This window comes from Yersinia bercovieri ATCC 43970 (assembly GCF_013282745.1).
Taxonomy (GTDB): domain Bacteria; phylum Pseudomonadota; class Gammaproteobacteria; order Enterobacterales; family Enterobacteriaceae; genus Yersinia; species Yersinia bercovieri.
Map to the genome: position 1 here is coordinate 3744373 of NZ_CP054044.1, position 16961 is coordinate 3761333.

Genomic DNA, 16961 nt, shown 5'->3' on the forward strand with positions numbered 1-16961 from the left:
TATTCCGGAATAATTTGATGATGAGTTTTGCCAATATCGCCAGGTAACAAGATATTGTTTAGCCTCATAACTCCTCCGCCTAATACGGTATCATCTTCTTCTTGCGGTTTAATATTCAGTTTCTGCTATTTGGGGGTAAAAGAGATAGCTAGCGAGGATAATAGTCACTTTTCATTTATCCGGATGAGAAGTTCACCTACCGGCAATGTAACTGTTCACTTAATGCCCTTTTTAAAAGCGCGTCTTTTCTCAATTCCGACAGAGATTGATATACATCTAGATATTGGCCGCCTAATTGGCGTATCGTGTGTATCTGCTACTCGAGACGGACCCTTATTGGCCCGCCATTTATTTTGTCTTTTCTTTATTTGGTTTGCACCTTAGATGAAAACGCACGGAATTAACGGCATTAGGCCGTTCAGCGCGATAATTGACGCTTGCTGGCGAGAAACCTATACACTTCAACGACTTGTTAAAGATATAATTGCCGGTGTCACTGTCGGTATTATTGCTATTCCGCTGGCGATGGCTTTGGCTATTGCCAGTGGCGTCCCGCCGCAATATGGCTTATATACCTCAGCGATTGCCGGTATTGTCATTGCGGTCAGTGGCGGCTCCCGTTATAGCGTATCCGGCCCGACGGCGGCCTTTGTTGTTATTCTCTATCCTGTGTCACAGCAGTTCGGTTTGGCCGGTTTATTACTGGCGACATTAATATCCGGCATATTTTTACTCTGCATGGGGCTGGGGCGACTTGGCCGCTTAATTGAATATATTCCGCTGTCAGTAACCTTGGGTTTCACCTCAGGGATTGGTATCACCATTGCCACCATGCAAGTGAAGGATTTTTTTGGCTTGCACCTAACCGAAGTGCCGGAAAATTATGTCGGCAAAGTTGGCGCACTGGCGCAAGCGCTGCCAACCATCAACTTCAGTGATACCTTAATTGCTACTGTTACGCTGCTGGTATTGATTCTCTGGCCCCGGTTAAAATTAAAGTTACCGGGTCACTTACCTGCGCTTGTTGCCGGCACTGCTGTGATGGGTCTGTTATCACTGTTTGATCATCAGGTCGCGACTATTGGTTCACGATTTGGCTATTTGCTGGCCGATGGCACTCAGGGCCATGGCATTCCCCCCATCCTGCCACAATTTGTCTTGCCCTGGCATCTTCCTGCCGCCAATGGGCAGGATTTTGTCTTGAACTGGGCGACACTTTCCGCCTTGCTGCCGGCCGCTTTTTCGATGGCAATGTTGGGGGCGATTGAGTCACTATTATGTGCGGTGGTGCTTGATGGAATGACTGGGCAAAAGCATCACTCAAACAGTGAGTTAGTGGGTCAGGGATTGGGAAATATGATTGCGCCATTCTTTGGTGGGATCACCGCCACAGCGGCTATTGCCCGCTCTGCGGCAAATGTCCGCGCCGGTGCCACCTCACCCGTGTCAGCCATTGTCCATGCCCTGCTGGTGCTGCTGGCCTTACTGGTGCTGGCCCCGATGCTCTCTTATCTCCCTTTGGCTGCGATGGCCTCGCTGCTGCTGATTGTGGCCTGGAACATGAGTGAGGCACATAAAGTTGTTGATCTGCTGCGCCGAGGGCCAAAAGACGACATTATCGTGATGTTGCTGTGCATGAGTCTGACCGTGTTATTCGACATGGTGATTGCTATCACGGTCGGTATTGTGTTGGCCTCACTGCTGTTTATGCGGCGCATTGCGCGAATGACGCGGTTGAGTGAAATACCGGCGGCGGTTGATGAGAAAACATTAATCTTACGGGTGAACGGGCCACTGTTCTTCGCAGCGGCTGAGCGGATATTTAACGAGTTGCGGGGCCGGAGTGAGCATTACCAGACCATTATTCTGCAATGGGATGCGGTGCCGGTTTTGGATGCCGGTGGCTTAAATGCGTTTCTGCGCTTCACTGAGGCCCTGAGCAATGAGCAGCAGCTCATCATCACCGATATCCCTTTCCAGCCACTGAAGACGCTAGCAAGAGCCAGAGTGCAGCCTATTGAGGGCAAGCTGAGTTTCTACGGCACCCTGCCGGAAGCGCTGGAAGCGCTATATTCAAAATAGCGGTTACCGCGCTCAAAAAAGGCAGCCTCAATAGCTGCCTTTTCAATCATTCGACTTATAGCGCAATACTCAACATCAGTGATGCCAGATATTATTTGCTGGTATCCAGCTCAGGGAAACTCTTCACCAAATCGTCGATAGCTTTCATCTGAACCAGGAACGGCTCCAGTTTAGCTAATGGCAGTGCTGACGGGCCGTCGCACTTGGCGCTGTTTGGCTCTGGGTGAGCTTCAATAAACAGCCCCGCCAAACCTACCGCCATACCGGCACGGGCCAGTTCAGCCACTTGAGCACGGCGACCACCTGATGCCGCACCAAATGGGTCACGGCATTGCAGCGCATGGGTCACGTCGAAGATCACTGGATGGCCGCCAGTGGCTTGCACCATCACATTGATACCCAACATATCAACCACCAGATTGTCATAACCAAAGTTGCTACCACGATCGCAAAGAATCACCTGATCGTTACCCGCTTCTTTGAATTTCTCGACGATATTGCCCATTTGACCAGGGCTGACGAACTGAGGTTTCTTGACGTTGATCACCGCGCCAGTACGCGCCATGGCTTCAACTAAATCAGTTTGGCGAGCCAGGAAAGCGGGCAGTTGGATAACGTCGACCACTTCGGATACCGGTTGTGCCTGGCTGGCTTCATGGACGTCGGTGATGATTTTTACGCCAAATTGTTGTTTCAAATCTTGGAAAATTCGCATCCCCTCTTCCAGGCCGGGGCCACGGTAAGAGTGAATTGAAGAACGGTTGGCTTTGTCGAACGAGGCTTTAAACACGTAAGGGATACCCAGTTTTTGGGTCACGGTGACGTAATGCTCGCAGATGCGCATCGCCAGATCACGAGACTCAAGCACATTCATGCCGCCGAACAGCACGAAAGGCAGGTCGTTCGCTACGTTGATATCGCCAATGCTAACCACTTTCTGTTTCATACTAATACCTTTATAAAGGGTAAATCGAGATTAATTACAGCAGGTTATCTCTACCGCCAAGGGCGGTAAATGCTGGCTGTTATCTAGCCGCTGCGACACCCCCACTGTCGAAAAAAATCAGTGCAATGTTACCCGCTGTTGCTCAATGGAGTGGATCTGCATTTTTATCATTTCAGCGATCGGGTCTTCCGGGCACTGTTCGACAAAATAGCTTAAATCAGAGATAGCGATGTGATTGCAATCCAACTGGGCATAGATCAGGCCACGGTCACGAATCTCATAGGGATCATCGGGGTCAAATGCCAATACCGCTTCACTGGCACGTAATGCCAGCTCCATCTGCTTCTCTTCCATTAATGCGGCTTTCAGCGTATCGAGCATTTTGCGGACAATAATGGTATTTTCCGCCTCTTCTAAATCTTCATCTTCCAATTCGGCACTTAACCCTAAATTACCTTTGATCCACACTTCCAGCATATGCTCGTTCAGTGTTTCGCCGTTTAGCGGGTTAATTAGCCACATCTCTTCGTCCAGCCAATCAGCACGAAGGATTAATTGAGTTGGAAAGATAACTGGCATTAAAGGCAAATCCAGTTGATGGGCGATATAGAGGAAAATCACCCCCAGCGACACCGGCGTTCCCTGGCGCTTATCCAGGACTTTATCCAGCCAAATAGCATCGGAGAGGCGGTAAACGCCACCTGCGCCGCCAAATTTCCACTGGCGGTAAAACAGATCGATAAGCACTTCTAATTGCTGATCCTGATTGAGATCGGCAGGCATAGCCGCCCGCGCATCATCGACCAGCTGTTGCAGTTGGTTGCGTACTTCAGCCAGTGGAAAATCGTGTCGAATCTCCTGGGTAACCAGTAACACCCCATCACACAGGGACGCGTTGTTAAATTCGAAATCAGCAATACTACTCATAAATATCCCATCAGCAGTGGTAACTTAGTTGTTGCCAGTTTGGCAATCAAATAGAGGCAACCCAATGCGAGTATAAAGGCAAGCCAGCGACGACTCTGGCTGCGAGTTCGCTTACCTAATGCAACATAGCCAAGCAGGATATAGATAATAACGCCAAATAGCTTTTCAGTCAGCCATGTTCCTTGCGGACTGAAAGGATAAAAACCGGTTATAAAGATCAGTATAATGCCACTGCCAAACAGCAGCGTATCATTGATATGCGGCGTTATTTTCACCCAGCGTTTGTCCATCATAGCTGAACCGCGACATTTCCAGAAGAAACGTAATACAAACAGCGTAATGCTGATGACCACGGTGAGTAAATGCAAATACTTCATGGCGAGATAATCGACCCACATGACTGTTGCTTCCTTATTTTATTCTGCTTAATGACACGCCCATTGCCCCAAAGTAACACGATCATTATTACCATAATCTTTATGGGTAATTACAGCACTAAAACCCGCTTTTTTAAGGTGTTTTTGTACCGCCTGCGCCTGCTGCCAGCCATGCTCTAACACTAACCAGCCGCCCTGCTCCAGATAATCCGGGGCCTGACGAATAATGTCAGCCAAGTCAGCCATTCCTTCAGCCGCTGCGACTAACGCGCTCTGCGGTTCATAGCGGACATCCCCTTCACTAAGATGGGGGTCATTGGCATCGATATAGGGAGGATTACTGGCGATCAGCGTGAATTTACCATCTAGTGATTGAAACCAGCTGCTTTGCAGAAAATCGACATTCTCTAGCGCGAGTTTCTCGGCGTTATGCCGTGCCAGCGCAACAGCATCGGCTTTAATGTCCACGCCAACCACCGCGCAATCTGGCCGCTCGCTGGCTAAGGCCAGGGCGATAGCACCAGTACCGGTGCCCAGATCCAGAATGCGGCAAGGGGTGGAGGGCAGAAGCGCCAACGCCTGCTCGACCAGGCATTCAGTATCTGGCCGTGGGATCAGTGTGGCGGGGGAAACACTCAGTGGTAGCGACCAGAACTCTCGTTCACCAACCAAATAGGCAATCGGCTCGCCCTGCTCACGGCGGGCGGCCAGTGGCTCTAACGCCGCTAGCTGCTCGGGAGTCAATTGGCTTTCACCGAAAGCCAATAAATAGGTACGCGCTCGCCCGGTCACCCAGCTCAACAGAATCTCAGCATCGCGCTTCGGGCTATCACTTTGGCTAAAACGGGCCGCCGCTAACGACAGCCACTGCTGATAATCCATTAATCTTGCTCAGATAATGCGGAGAGTTGGTCAGCCTGATACTCCTGCACAATCGGCTGGATCAACATATCCAGTTTACCTTCCATCACTTCATCCAGCCGGTACAGCGTCAGGTTGATACGATGATCAGTCACGCGCCCCTGCGGGAAGTTATAGGTGCGGTTGCGATCGGAGCGGTCGCCCGTGCCGAGCAAGTTGCGGCGCTCGGAAGCCTCCGCCAGTTGGCGCTTTTGCATTTCGGCAGCACGAATACGTGCGCCCAATACGGACATCGCCTTAGCTTTGTTTTTGTGTTGCGAACGCTCATCCTGACACTCCACCACCAGCCCCGTAGGAATGTGGGTAATACGGATTGCCGAGTCGGTGGTGTTAACGTGCTGACCACCCGCCCCTGAAGAGCGGAAAGTATCAATACGCAGATCACCGGCGTTGATTTCCGGCATTTCAGCTTCAGGAATAGCGGGCATCACGGCAACAGTACAGGCCGAGGTATGAATGCGCCCCTGTGATTCAGTCTCAGGTACACGTTGCACCCGGTGACCGCCTGATTCGAATTTCAGCTGCCCAAAGGCCCCCTCGCCAGAGACTTTAGCAATCACCTCTTTATAACCGCCATGCTCACCTTCACTGGCGCTCATAATCTCAACTTTCCAGCGACGGGCTTCGGCATAACGGCTGTACATACGGAACATATCACCGGCAAAGATAGCGGCTTCGTCGCCCCCCGTCCCCGCGCGGATCTCGAGAAAACAGTCGCGCTCATCATCAGGGTCTTTCGGCAGCAGCAACAGTTGCAACTGCTGTTCCAGCTCTTCGCTGCGCGCTTTGGCCTCTTTCAGCTCTTCCTGTGCCATCTCACGCATTTCGAGATCGTCCAGCATCATTTCTGCCGCTTCAATATCCTCCTGCGCACTGCGCCACTCTTTAAAACAGCGAGTGACATCAGTCAGTTGCGCATATTCTCGTGATAACGCGCGAAAACGGTCTTGATCGGCAATGACGCTGGCATCACCAAGATAAGCCAACACTTCTTCGTGGCGCTCTTGTAATGCTTCCAGTTTGGCAACAATAGAAGACTTCATCCGTGGTTTTAAACCCTGTAATTAGAGGAAACTAGTGCTGATCCAGCCCAAGGCTGTCGCGTAATAATTGCAACCGCTCCATATCGCCATCGCTGGCGGCTTGCTGGAGGGATTTGGTGGGCGCATGAATCAAGCGGTTAGTTAGCTTGTAGGCCAGTTCATTCACCACCTGCTCGACATTAGCACCCTGCTCAATGGCAGCTAAAGCTTTAGCGGTCATCTCGCTGCGCACCTGTTCGGCCTGAGAGCGGTAATCACGAATGGTTTCAACCGCCCCCTGCGCACGCAACCAGGTCATAAAATTCATACTTTCCTGCTGCACTATCGACTCAGCCTGAACCGCGGCGGCCTGACGTTGCGCCATATTGTGCTGAATAATCGCTTGTAAATCATCAACACTGTACAGATAGGCATTAGAGAGTTTGCCAACTTCCGGCTCGATATCGCGCGGCACCGCAATATCCACAAACAGCATTGGCTGATTGCGGCGGCTTTTCAGCGCGCGCTCCACCATCCCTTTACCAATAATTGGCAGCGGGCTGGCGGTAGAACTAATAATGATGTCAGCATCAGCCAGACGGGCGTCAATTTCTGGCAAGGTAATGACTTCAGCGCCCACTTCCGTCGCCAGTGCTTGTGCTCGCTCACGGGTACGGTTGGCGATAATCATATGTTTGACTTGATGCTCACGGAGATGGCGAGCCACCAGCTCAATGGTTTCACCCGCGCCGACCAGCAATACATTCAGCTCAGACAGAGATTCAAATATCTGCCGCGCCAACGTACAGGCGGCAAAAGCCACCGAAACCGCGCTGGCACCAATTTCAGTTTCAGTCCGAACCCGCTTAGCCACCGAGAAGGATTTCTGGAACAAACGCTCCAACTCGCCAGATAGCGATTGGCCGCGCTGAGACTCAGCAAAGGCTTTTTTCACCTGCCCCAGAATTTGTGGCTCCCCTAATACCAGAGAGTCCAAGCCACTTGCGACGCGCATCAAGTGGCTGACCGCGTCATTACCATGGTGCCAGTAGAGGCTTTTTTTCACTTCGTCCGGGCTGAGCTTATGATAGCTACACAGCCAGGCGATAAGTTGTTCGTGCAGATTTTCTTGTTGCTCGACGCTGAGGTAAAGCTCGGTTCGGTTGCAGGTAGACAATACGACACCGCCCTGCACCAACGGCTGTTGGAGCAAGCTAGCAAGTGCCTGATCGATCGATTCCGGTGAAAATGTCACCCGTTCACGTAACGATACAGGAGCGGTTTTGTGGTTAATGCCTAATGCAAGCAGAGTCATGGGAACGGCTTCGAGTAATACTGATGTTAGTATGGATTCTCGTCTGAACCGCATTCTACTTGATGCGCGAGATCAATAAAAGGCGCAGTGCATCATCCTAAGTATTATCCCAAATTATGCTCAGAATTTGATTATATGCTGTACAAAATCGAACAAGATATTGACGCTCCGCCGTTAGGCCGTTAGCGTGAGCAGCAATATTGCCTGTTTACAGCGCATCAACAGGATTTGCTTTACACTATATTGCCCAATGAGAAACATAGTGCTCCATCAGAAATGTGCCGCCAGTGCAAACCCGGCGGCCGATAGGATTTATACCCATATGCCGCAGCGCAAAATCAGTTTTTATCGCTTACTTCCTTTAGCTACTCTGCTGCTGGCAGCCTGTAGCACCACGCCGCCGACAGGCCCTGCGACCAGCCCGACATCGCCACAATGGCGTCAGCATGAACAACAACTACAGCAACTCAGCCAATTCCAGACCCGTGGCGCTTTCGCTTATATCTCTGAAAAACAAAAAGTCTATGCCCGCTTCTTCTGGCAACAAACCGCGCCAGAGCGTTATCGCCTGCTGCTGACCAATCCGTTAGGTAGCACTGAGTTAGAGTTGGTGGTACAGCCGGGTGTAACTCAGTTGACCGATAATCAGGGCAAACGCTACGTCAGTGACAATCCGCAAGAGATGATTCAGAAATTGACCGGCATGGCTATTCCATTGGATAGCCTGCGTCAATGGATTCTCGGCTTGCCTGGGGAGACTACCGATTTCACACTCGACGATAAGTATCGCCTGAAACAGCTGACTTACACCCAGGCGGGGGTGACCTGGACGGTGGATTATCAGGAGTACAATACGCAGGTGACACCAGCACTGCCTAGCCGTATGGAACTGAGCCAAGGTGGGCAACGTATCAAACTGAAAATGGATAACTGGACTGTCAAATAACATGGTTAGCGCAAACCAACATCGGTGGCCGTCACCGGCAAAACTGAATCTATTTCTTTATATCACCGGGCAACGCGCCGATGGCTATCATCAATTACAAACACTGTTTCAGTTTCTCGATTATGGCGACGAACTGACGATTGTGCCGCGCGATGACGACCAAATTCGCCTATTGACGCCGATAGCGGGTGTGGAAAACGAGCAGAACTTGATAGTCCGAGCCGCAAGATTGCTACAAAAACAGCCCCGCGCGACCAAAACAGCACGGGGGGCGGATATCAGTATTGATAAACGTCTGCCGATGGGGGGCGGTTTGGGGGGCGGTTCTTCCAATGCCGCAACCGTGCTAGTCGCGCTCAATACCCTGTGGCAATGTGGCTTATCTGATGAAGAGTTAGCCACTATTGGGCTGACATTAGGTGCCGATGTCCCGGTATTTGTACGCGGACATGCCGCCTTTGCCGAGGGCATTGGCGAAAAATTGCAGCCAGCAACACCTGCGGAGAAGTGGTATTTGGTGGCGCACCCCGGTGTAAGCATCCCAACACCCATTATTTTTTCCGATCCTGAATTAAAAAGAAATACGCCAGTTCGCCCGCTGGCGGCGCTTTTAAGCACTCCTTACGCAAATGATTGCGAACCGATCGCAAGAAAACGTTTTCGCGAGGTTGAACAGGCTCTTTCATGGCTGTTAGAATACGCACCGTCACGCCTTACCGGAACAGGTGCTTGTGTGTTTGCAGAATTCGACACTGAGTCATCAGCCCGGCAGGTGTTAAGTATTGCCCCGGAGTGGTTGCACGGTTTTGTCGCTCGTGGTGTGAATGTTTCGCCACTGCATGGTTTCCGCTCTGGGAAATTTGAAAGTTGTGAGCGCAGATAACGATTTACAGCGTTATGTAAGGTCGAAGTCATGGCCCCACTGACCTTGGGTTCTGAAAATACCTGTCTCACTTGATTGAAAGCCGGTTCATAATGCTGTTTGTACCGGATAGATTTCATAATGTAGAAGAGCGGCACGCGAGAGCAGCTGGCTCATCTGCAACTTGAATGATGATGGTTATCACTGTGTTTTGGCTTTAAATACCCGTATGTATATTGCAATCAGTATGAATAGTCGCCCCTGATTACTGATCTGACAATATCTTCTCTGGACGCATGCCTGAGGTTCTTCTCGTGCCTGATATGAAGCTTTTTGCTGGTAACGCCACCCCGGAACTAGCACAACGTATTGCCAACCGTTTGTACACCAGTCTTGGTGACGCCGCTGTAGGTCGTTTTAGCGACGGCGAAGTGAGCGTGCAAATCAACGAAAATGTACGCGGTGGTGATATTTTCATCATCCAGTCCACCTGCGCACCCACGAACGATAACCTGATGGAACTGGTTGTCATGGTTGATGCCCTGCGTCGCGCCTCCGCAGGACGTATTACTGCTGTTATTCCTTACTTTGGGTACGCTCGTCAGGATCGCCGTGTGCGCTCTGCCCGTGTCCCCATCACTGCCAAAGTTGTTGCAGACTTCCTCTCAAGTGTTGGGGTTGACCGCGTATTGACAGTGGATCTTCATGCTGAACAGATCCAAGGCTTCTTTGATGTTCCGGTTGATAACGTATTTGGTAGCCCAATCCTGCTGGAAGATATGTTGCAGCAGAATCTGGAAAACCCAATTGTTGTCTCTCCAGACATCGGCGGCGTGGTCCGCGCCAGAGCCATTGCAAAACTGCTGAACGATACTGATATGGCGATTATCGACAAACGCCGTCCGCGCGCTAACGTTTCTCAGGTGATGCATATCATTGGTGACGTTGCGGGTCGTGACTGTGTATTGGTTGACGATATGATCGATACCGGTGGCACGTTATGTAAAGCAGCTGAAGCCTTGAAAGAGCGTGGTGCCAAGCGTGTATTCGCATACGCAACTCACCCGATCTTCTCTGGCAATGCGGTTGAGAACATCAAACACTCCGTTATTGACGAAGTGATTGTGTGTGACACCATTCCGCTATCAGCTGAAATCAAAGCATTGAAAAATGTACGTACTCTGACGCTGTCTGGCATGTTGGCTGAAGCCATCCGCCGTATCAGCAATGAAGAGTCGATCTCTGCGATGTTTGAGCATTAATCACTATCGGGCTATGAACATTTCTGCGGTGCTGTTTGGCCGCAGTTGGCCGTTAGGCTATTACTGTGATGAGCCGCTTAGCGGGCATTGCGTGGGATGTTTGTCACTCGTTGATATAATGCAATAACTGAACTGATGCAGATAAAGAAAAACCCGTTGAAGCAGATGCGACAACGGGTTTTCTACTCTTGATCAATATTTCCTTGATCAATGTTTCCTTGACCAATGGATTTTTGAGCCGTCATTTACCCCTCCTGCACATCAGCTCAATGAAAAACTGAGCAGACAGGTTTCAATTTGCTACTGCAATATTGGCTACGTTACCTATAGGGTCGTAACTCAATAACTGATAGCTGTTTTATAACCGCTAGCCATTTTATAGCCAGTGGCTATGAGTGACGTTGATTACGATTGCAACGTTTATCAAAGTGCTTAACCCACCAATAGCGGTCTGCAACTTCTTCACGGCCACCGATACGGGCGCCCACCAACCATAACAGTGCACCCACAAAAATACTCATTACAGCACCATGGGCAAAGAATTGCGGTAAGCCAAGTTGGGTGACTTCAGTCAGGATTGAGTAACCTACCCCAACCACCATAGTCACCAAACCCAATCCCATCAGCACATTACCTAGCCTTGCAGCGCTTTTACGTTTCATATGCCACCTCCACTCTGGGTTGCCAATAAATAATCACTCAGCCGAGCCTTGAAACTGCTTGCTTAATGCGATTATTCATCTCCACTTAATAACTCAGTATAGTCAGGCTAGCGAGGAAGGTATTGCGCTTGCGATCACAACTGGCAAATATAATCCAACAAATCTTTACACTTTCCAAACATTTAGCATTGAAATTGAATTATACCAAAAGGTGATTATTAACATTACTAATAATTATTATCAGTTCACTCAATTAATTTAGCTACGTCGACATCTGCACATTCGCAAATATAGCCAAAAATTTGGCGTTACCGTTAAATAATCGCCCCCTACCACTACCGGTAGCAAGGATATCAACTTTGTCATTACACGCCATGACAGGTAAACTGTGACACTTAAATTCCTTGAGTAATAGCGAATGACGACGTGAGCAGTATTAAATTAATCGTTGGGCTGGCAAACCCTGGCGCTGAATATGCCCAAACCCGCCACAACGCCGGTGCCTGGTATGTGGATTTATTGGCTGAACGCCATAATCAATCACTGAAAGAAGAAGCTAAATTCTTCGGTTATACCGCACGGTTAAACCTGGCAGGTCAGGATGTTCGCTTGCTGGTACCCTCTACATTTATGAATCTCAGTGGCAAAGCCGTGGTGGCGATGGCGGGATTTTATCGTATCCAGCCTGAAGAGATCTTAGTCGCCCACGATGAGCTGGATATCCCACCGGGCGCGGCAAAATTGAAATTGGGCGGCGGCAACGGCGGTCATAACGGCCTGAAAGATATTCAGAGCAAACTGGGCAACAACCCTAATTTCTATCGTTTACGCATTGGTATTGGCCATCCAGGGGATAAAAGCAAAGTTGTCGGTTTTGTGCTGGGTAAACCACCGGCGAGCGAACAGCTGTTAATTGACGAGGCCATTGACGAAGCTATCCGCTGTACTGAAGTACTGATGAAGGAGGATATCACTAAGGCGATGAATCGCCTGCACTCCTTCAAGGCTGGCGTATAAAACCTTACCGACTCCTCAGCGGATGCCTATAAATAAGCCGGGGAGCGGCTCTTTCACATTACGCAGTTTATTGCCTCATTCACCCTTATTGCACAGGGCATTAATTCCCTGCTGCCCCTCACTGGTTAATACGACACCTGAAATAATCACTCTCACTTGACCAAGAAAATTAGTGCTCTTACCATCATATTCATCAGCAATATCGCTGAGTCTATCAGTACAAAAAAGCGTATCCCATGCCACCGCCTTTCTCTTATTTTCTGACAACTCGTGACTGCGCTCAAATTTGTCGGTTGTAGCGGTAAATTTCAGCTGAATGCTGTCAAAATCCTCATATAGTCTGTTCTTCTTGTAGCCCACATATCTGACGCTTTTGCCCGATTGGTTTTCTATTTCTACGCCATATTGATCAATCAATTGGGCAAAGCCAGGCCCGGCGGGTTCAATATCTGCCGTTAAAAACCGCATTCCTACAATGCCGACCATCCCCCCTAGCAAAATCACCACTAGCCACTTATAGATGCTCATTTCCATTGGGATAATCCAAACTCAATATGCAGATAGTAATCACTAGTTATCGGACATCCGTCAGAAAACTTCAGATGGCAGAAGCGTGATCTCGGACGCAGAGTTAGAAAAATCAATCACCTATCCGTCATCAAAGCGAAATCATCTCCCACCTTGAAACAGCATGATCGAGATAAATCATCATTATGTGTATAATGACGACATAAATTTTGATTACATCAACCTGTTAACCCTAACGAGTTGATTTTTAAGTTATTTAAGGTGATATAAAACATGGGATTCAAATGCGGTATTGTGGGCCTGCCTAACGTTGGTAAATCCACCCTGTTCAACGCGTTGACACAAGCGGGCATCGAAGCCGCTAACTTCCCGTTCTGCACCATTGAACCCAATACGGGTGTGGTGCCAATGCCGGACCCGCGTCTGGACCAACTGGCTGAGATTGTTAAACCACAACGTATCTTGCCAACGACCATGGAATTTGTTGATATCGCGGGCCTGGTTAAAGGGGCATCCAAAGGCGAAGGTCTGGGTAACCAATTCCTGACCAATATCCGTGAGACCGAAGCGATTGGTCACGTGGTGCGCTGTTTTGAGAATGACAATATTATCCACGTAGCAGGGAAAGTTGATCCGGCTGATGATATTGATACCATCAATACTGAGCTGGCACTTTCTGATCTGGAAGCTTGCGAACGCGCCATGCATCGGGTTCAGAAGAGAGCTAAAGGCGGCGATAAAGACGCTAAAGCTGAACTGGAAGCGCTGGAAAAATGTCTGCCACATTTAGAGAATGCGGGCATGTTGCGGGCATTAAATCTGACTGATGAAGATAAAGCGGCGATCCGTTATTTGAGCTTCCTGACACTGAAACCAACCATGTACATTGCCAACGTCAATGAAGATGGCTTCGAAAATAACCCGTATCTGGATCAGGTCCGTGCTATTGCCGCAGCAGAAGGTTCTGTCGTGGTTGCTGTTTGCGCCGCTGTTGAATCTGATATTGCTGAACTGGAAGACGCAGACCGCGCAGAGTTTATGGCTGAGTTGGGTATTGAAGAGCCAGGTCTGAACCGTGTTATTCGTGCCGGTTATGAATTACTGAATCTGCAAACCTACTTCACTGCCGGTGTCAAAGAGGTCCGTGCCTGGACTATCCCTGTAGGTGCAACCGCGCCACAAGCTGCCGGTAAAATTCATACCGACTTCGAAAAAGGCTTTATCCGCGCTCAAACTATCGCCTTTGATGATTTCATCACCTACAGAGGTGAACAAGGCGCGAAAGAGGCGGGGAAAATGCGTTCAGAAGGTAAGGATTACATCGTAAAAGATGGCGACGTGATGAACTTCTTATTTAACGTCTAAATAGTTTTTGCTGTCTCATGAGGTTTTATTGAATCTCACGTAGAGTGACCAAATCCATAAAATCCACGCAATTGCGTGGATTTTTCATCGGGTCTCAGAATATCTCGTGGCAGCGCAGTTTTAAATGGTGAGGAGCGCAGCAGTCGGCTTGCTGGAGTGACTATTCAGCTTCAATAATGCTCATCACTTATAAGCGCCTCAGTGCAAGATTTAATACCGTGGTTTTTAACTTCTTTACTGTGAATATCATTAGCCACAATAAAAACCGCGTCAGGTAAGCAAATAGCACTGTCATCGCCAGGAAGTCCAGATAGAACCGTGTTTTCGATTGTTCAAAATCAAAAAATGCAAAATCTACCTGCATGAGTAAATAAGGCAGCATGCCCCGCTCAATAAACGCATAAAAACCATAGGCTGCAATGCTGAGGGAGATAGCGGGCATGAACCATGTTGCCCAAAAAGAGTGCGGCGAGATATGCCAGATTCTGCTAAAAAAGTTGGCGAGCATTTTCCAGTGCATACCTAAATGGACCGCAATGATAACCTACCCCCAGTGAACACTGGTCATATGACAGGTGTGAAACTATATTTCTCTAATGCCACAATGATAGTTGTGGCATTAGAGAGTATCATCGGAAATGTCGATATATTAATAGTGTTGGCACAACATAACTTATTGACTCTATTTCGGCTTACGACAGATTTTTGCCGAAGAACTGATCTAATTTACCCATAGCCTGATTCACATATTCCGGTTTCCAATAGGTCTCAATATGAGTTGCACCTTCAATCAGGAATAACTCTTTATCTTTCGCATTGGTCACGCCTTTGAAGGCCTTTTCAGTCATATAAAGGGAGTCGGCTTTGCTACCCGCCATCATCAGCAGCGGCTTATTAATCAAATCCATATTACTTGCCGCATCGAATCTCATTAAGTCGAGCAGACTGCTGGCGGTGTATCTGAAGGTTGAGTTAGGGTGAGCGTGCGTTTTGCCATAGTACTCAAAACCTTGGCGATACAGGTCAAATGGCAGTTTAGCTATCTGCTCATCGGTCAGTTTGGCATCCCCTATATAGGTCACTTCACCACCCGCCGCTTCCTGTGCGCGAGCATCGGAAGCTTGTTTTAAGCGCTCTTGTATTGTCGAGAGCTGTGAATCCTGAAAGCCGTTACGTCTGACTAAACCTGAATCAAACATGCTCAATGTAGCAATAGCACTGAAACGCTTATCAGTTTGCGCCGCTTTTAATGAATAGCCGCCACCGCCACAGATACCCAACAAACCTAAACGCTCAGAGTCCACCCCGGGATATTGGGTGATGAAGTCTGCCATACCGTGAATATCTTCAATACGATAGGCCGGTTTATCCACATTGCGCGGCTGACCAGCACTGGCCCCCTGATAGGCCGCATCCGCAGCAATGGTGATATAGCCCTGTTCTGCCAGACGTTGGGCATATAGGCCGGCAACTTGCTCTTTCACGCCGCCATTAGGGTGAGCCACCACCACCGCCGGGTATTTTTTTGCCGGGTCATAATTCGCTGGGGTATAAACGTTGGCCGAAATATCCAGACCATTCAATTTATAAGTTACCGGATGGATATTAACTTTGCCTTTCACGTTTTCAGTAATTGCACCGTCATAGGTTAATGTAAACGGATTTAATTTATAGTCTGCGGCCATAACCACTCCTGATGATAGGTTAATAACTGCCGTGAGTAATAGTAAGTTGAATAATCTCATCTTCATTTGCGAGCACCTCCTAATAGGATAATAAAAACGACTCTGCCGTCCTCTTCACTTTTATTTAAAATTTTGTCACTTATATTTAAATAGAGCGTAAAGGTTTATCGTAGTTTATAAGGAACTCCCTGACATCAGCATGACCGCCAGATAACATTTCTGTCAGTCGACCCCATAACTTTCCTGACAAAAATGTCAGGAAGATGTCAGCTTAGTGTTGGTCATGAACCGCTATAATGAGCTAAATCATCATATTTTTCTTATCCTAATGGATAAAGGGCAAACAGACATGCGGCTACTCTTGGTCGAAGATGAAGAGAAGACATCTTCCTATATCAATCGCGCACTCAGCGAACTGGGTTTTACTGTCGATGTGGCAGCCAACGGCACGGATGGGTTATATCTGGCCCTTGAGTATGATTACGATACGATTGTGCTGGATGTTATGTTGCCCGGCATGGATGGGTACAGTGTTCTTCAAGGTCTGCGGGCCAGCAAGCAAACCCCGGTGTTGATGTTATCTGCGCGCGGTTCGGTGGATGAGCGCGTCAAGGGGCTGCGTCATGGGGCGGATGATTATCTGCCGAAACCTTTTTCGCTGATTGAGTTGGTAGCCCGCATCCAGGCGTTGTTGCGGCGGCGGCCCAGCGACGGTGCCGATGTCACACAGCTGCATATTGACGATCTGCATCTCGATCTACTGGCGAGACGGGTCACCCGAGGTGGAGCGCGCCTTGAACTCACGGCAAAAGAGTTTGCCCTGCTAAGCCTGCTCGCCAGACATCAGGGAGAGATTCTGTCAAAAATGATGATTGCAGAGCAGGTCTGGGACATGAACTTTGACAGCGATGCTAACGTCGTCGAAGTGGCGATAAAACGCCTGCGGGCCAAAATGGATGCGCCCTACCCGGTCAAACTGCTGCATACCGTACGAGGCATGGGCTATGTCCTTGAAACCCGGCCCGAGTAACCGGCCCAATAGAG

Annotated in this window: 16 protein-coding genes and 1 pseudogene; 7 read left to right on the forward strand and 10 right to left on the reverse strand. The window is 49.0% G+C overall.

Annotated elements, in window-relative coordinates; translation table 11 throughout:
* Positions 1 to 384 precede the first annotated feature (384 nt).
* Positions 385 to 2082, forward strand: a complete 1698-nt coding sequence (gene dauA, locus HRK25_RS17020; RefSeq protein ID WP_057646772.1) for a C4-dicarboxylic acid transporter DauA — start codon at positions 385 to 387, stop codon at positions 2080 to 2082.
* Between the two features lie 91 nt (positions 2083 to 2173).
* Here the strand turns inward: dauA and kdsA are convergent, their stop codons facing one another.
* The 6 genes from kdsA to hemA all read right to left on the reverse strand — a co-directional run bounded on the left by kdsA (position 2174) and on the right by hemA (position 7590).
* Positions 2174 to 3028, reverse strand: coding sequence for a 3-deoxy-8-phosphooctulonate synthase (gene kdsA / locus HRK25_RS17025; RefSeq protein WP_005272030.1), 855 nt, complete (start codon positions 3026 to 3028; stop codon positions 2174 to 2176).
* 117 nt (positions 3029 to 3145) lie between these two features.
* A complete protein-coding gene (gene sirB1, locus HRK25_RS17030) occupies positions 3146 to 3955 on the reverse strand; it encodes an invasion regulator SirB1 (protein WP_032896877.1) in 810 nt (269 codons plus the stop codon).
* On the reverse strand, positions 3952 to 4353 hold the full coding sequence (locus HRK25_RS17035) for a SirB2 family protein (RefSeq protein ID WP_005272024.1): 402 nt from the start codon (positions 4351 to 4353) through the stop codon (positions 3952 to 3954). Before HRK25_RS17035 ends, sirB1 begins: the two co-directional genes overlap by 4 nt.
* A gap of 27 nt (positions 4354 to 4380) precedes the next feature.
* A complete protein-coding gene (gene prmC, locus HRK25_RS17040; protein ID WP_049602502.1) occupies positions 4381 to 5214 on the reverse strand; it encodes a peptide chain release factor N(5)-glutamine methyltransferase in 834 nt (277 codons plus the stop codon).
* The gene (gene prfA, locus HRK25_RS17045) at positions 5214 to 6296 is read right to left on the reverse strand and encodes a peptide chain release factor 1 (RefSeq protein WP_005272020.1); all 1083 of its coding nucleotides are present in this window, start codon (positions 6294 to 6296) and stop codon (positions 5214 to 5216) included. The genes prmC and prfA overlap by 1 nt, the downstream gene beginning before the upstream one ends.
* A 31-nt stretch (positions 6297 to 6327) precedes the next feature.
* Positions 6328 to 7590: a glutamyl-tRNA reductase gene (gene hemA / locus HRK25_RS17050; protein ID WP_005272017.1), complete on the reverse strand. Its 1263-nt coding sequence runs from the start codon at positions 7588 to 7590 to the stop codon at positions 6328 to 6330.
* A 322-nt stretch (positions 7591 to 7912) separates the two neighbouring features.
* On the opposite strand from hemA, the gene lolB reads away from it, so the two are divergent.
* The 3 genes from lolB (at position 7913) to prs (ending at position 10660) form a co-directional block, all read left to right on the forward strand.
* The gene (lolB, locus tag HRK25_RS17055) at positions 7913 to 8536 is read left to right on the forward strand and encodes a lipoprotein insertase outer membrane protein LolB (protein ID WP_032896902.1); all 624 of its coding nucleotides are present in this window, start codon (positions 7913 to 7915) and stop codon (positions 8534 to 8536) included.
* Between the two features lies 1 nt (position 8537).
* Complete coding sequence (ispE, locus tag HRK25_RS17060) at positions 8538 to 9419, forward strand: 4-(cytidine 5'-diphospho)-2-C-methyl-D-erythritol kinase (protein WP_005272011.1); 882 nt, start codon at positions 8538 to 8540, stop codon at positions 9417 to 9419.
* A 293-nt stretch (positions 9420 to 9712) separates the two neighbouring features.
* Entirely contained in the window at positions 9713 to 10660 is a 948-nt protein-coding gene (gene prs, locus HRK25_RS17065; protein WP_004390739.1) for a ribose-phosphate diphosphokinase, read from the forward strand.
* Positions 10661 to 11049: 389 nt separating this feature from the next.
* Here the strand turns inward: prs and ychH are convergent, their stop codons facing one another.
* Positions 11050 to 11322, reverse strand: coding sequence for a stress-induced protein YchH (ychH, locus tag HRK25_RS17070; RefSeq protein ID WP_005272004.1), 273 nt, complete (start codon positions 11320 to 11322; stop codon positions 11050 to 11052).
* A 426-nt stretch (positions 11323 to 11748) separates the two neighbouring features.
* On the opposite strand from ychH, the gene pth reads away from it, so the two are divergent.
* Complete coding sequence (pth, locus tag HRK25_RS17075) at positions 11749 to 12339, forward strand: aminoacyl-tRNA hydrolase (protein WP_005271999.1); 591 nt, start codon at positions 11749 to 11751, stop codon at positions 12337 to 12339.
* 75 nt (positions 12340 to 12414) lie between these two features.
* Here the strand turns inward: pth and HRK25_RS17080 are convergent, their stop codons facing one another.
* Positions 12415 to 12873 (reverse strand): hypothetical protein, encoded by a 459-nt coding sequence (locus HRK25_RS17080; protein WP_005271997.1) that lies wholly within the window; start codon positions 12871 to 12873, stop codon positions 12415 to 12417.
* A gap of 267 nt (positions 12874 to 13140) precedes the next feature.
* Here HRK25_RS17080 and ychF point away from each other — a divergent pair, with 267 nt between their 5' ends.
* The gene (gene ychF, locus HRK25_RS17085; RefSeq protein WP_005271995.1) at positions 13141 to 14232 is read left to right on the forward strand and encodes a redox-regulated ATPase YchF; all 1092 of its coding nucleotides are present in this window, start codon (positions 13141 to 13143) and stop codon (positions 14230 to 14232) included.
* A 187-nt stretch (positions 14233 to 14419) separates the two neighbouring features.
* Here the strand turns inward: ychF and HRK25_RS17090 are convergent.
* Positions 14420 to 14803 (reverse strand): annotated as a pseudogene (locus HRK25_RS17090) (DUF4405 domain-containing protein); the annotation flags it as partial.
* A gap of 121 nt (positions 14804 to 14924) precedes the next feature.
* A complete protein-coding gene (locus HRK25_RS17095) occupies positions 14925 to 15983 on the reverse strand; it encodes an alpha/beta hydrolase (protein WP_032896872.1) in 1059 nt (352 codons plus the stop codon).
* 283 nt (positions 15984 to 16266) lie between these two features.
* Here HRK25_RS17095 and HRK25_RS17100 point away from each other — a divergent pair, with 283 nt between their 5' ends.
* Positions 16267 to 16947, forward strand: coding sequence for a heavy metal response regulator transcription factor (locus HRK25_RS17100; RefSeq protein ID WP_032896900.1), 681 nt, complete (start codon positions 16267 to 16269; stop codon positions 16945 to 16947).
* The last annotated feature ends 14 nt before the right edge of the window (positions 16948 to 16961 follow it).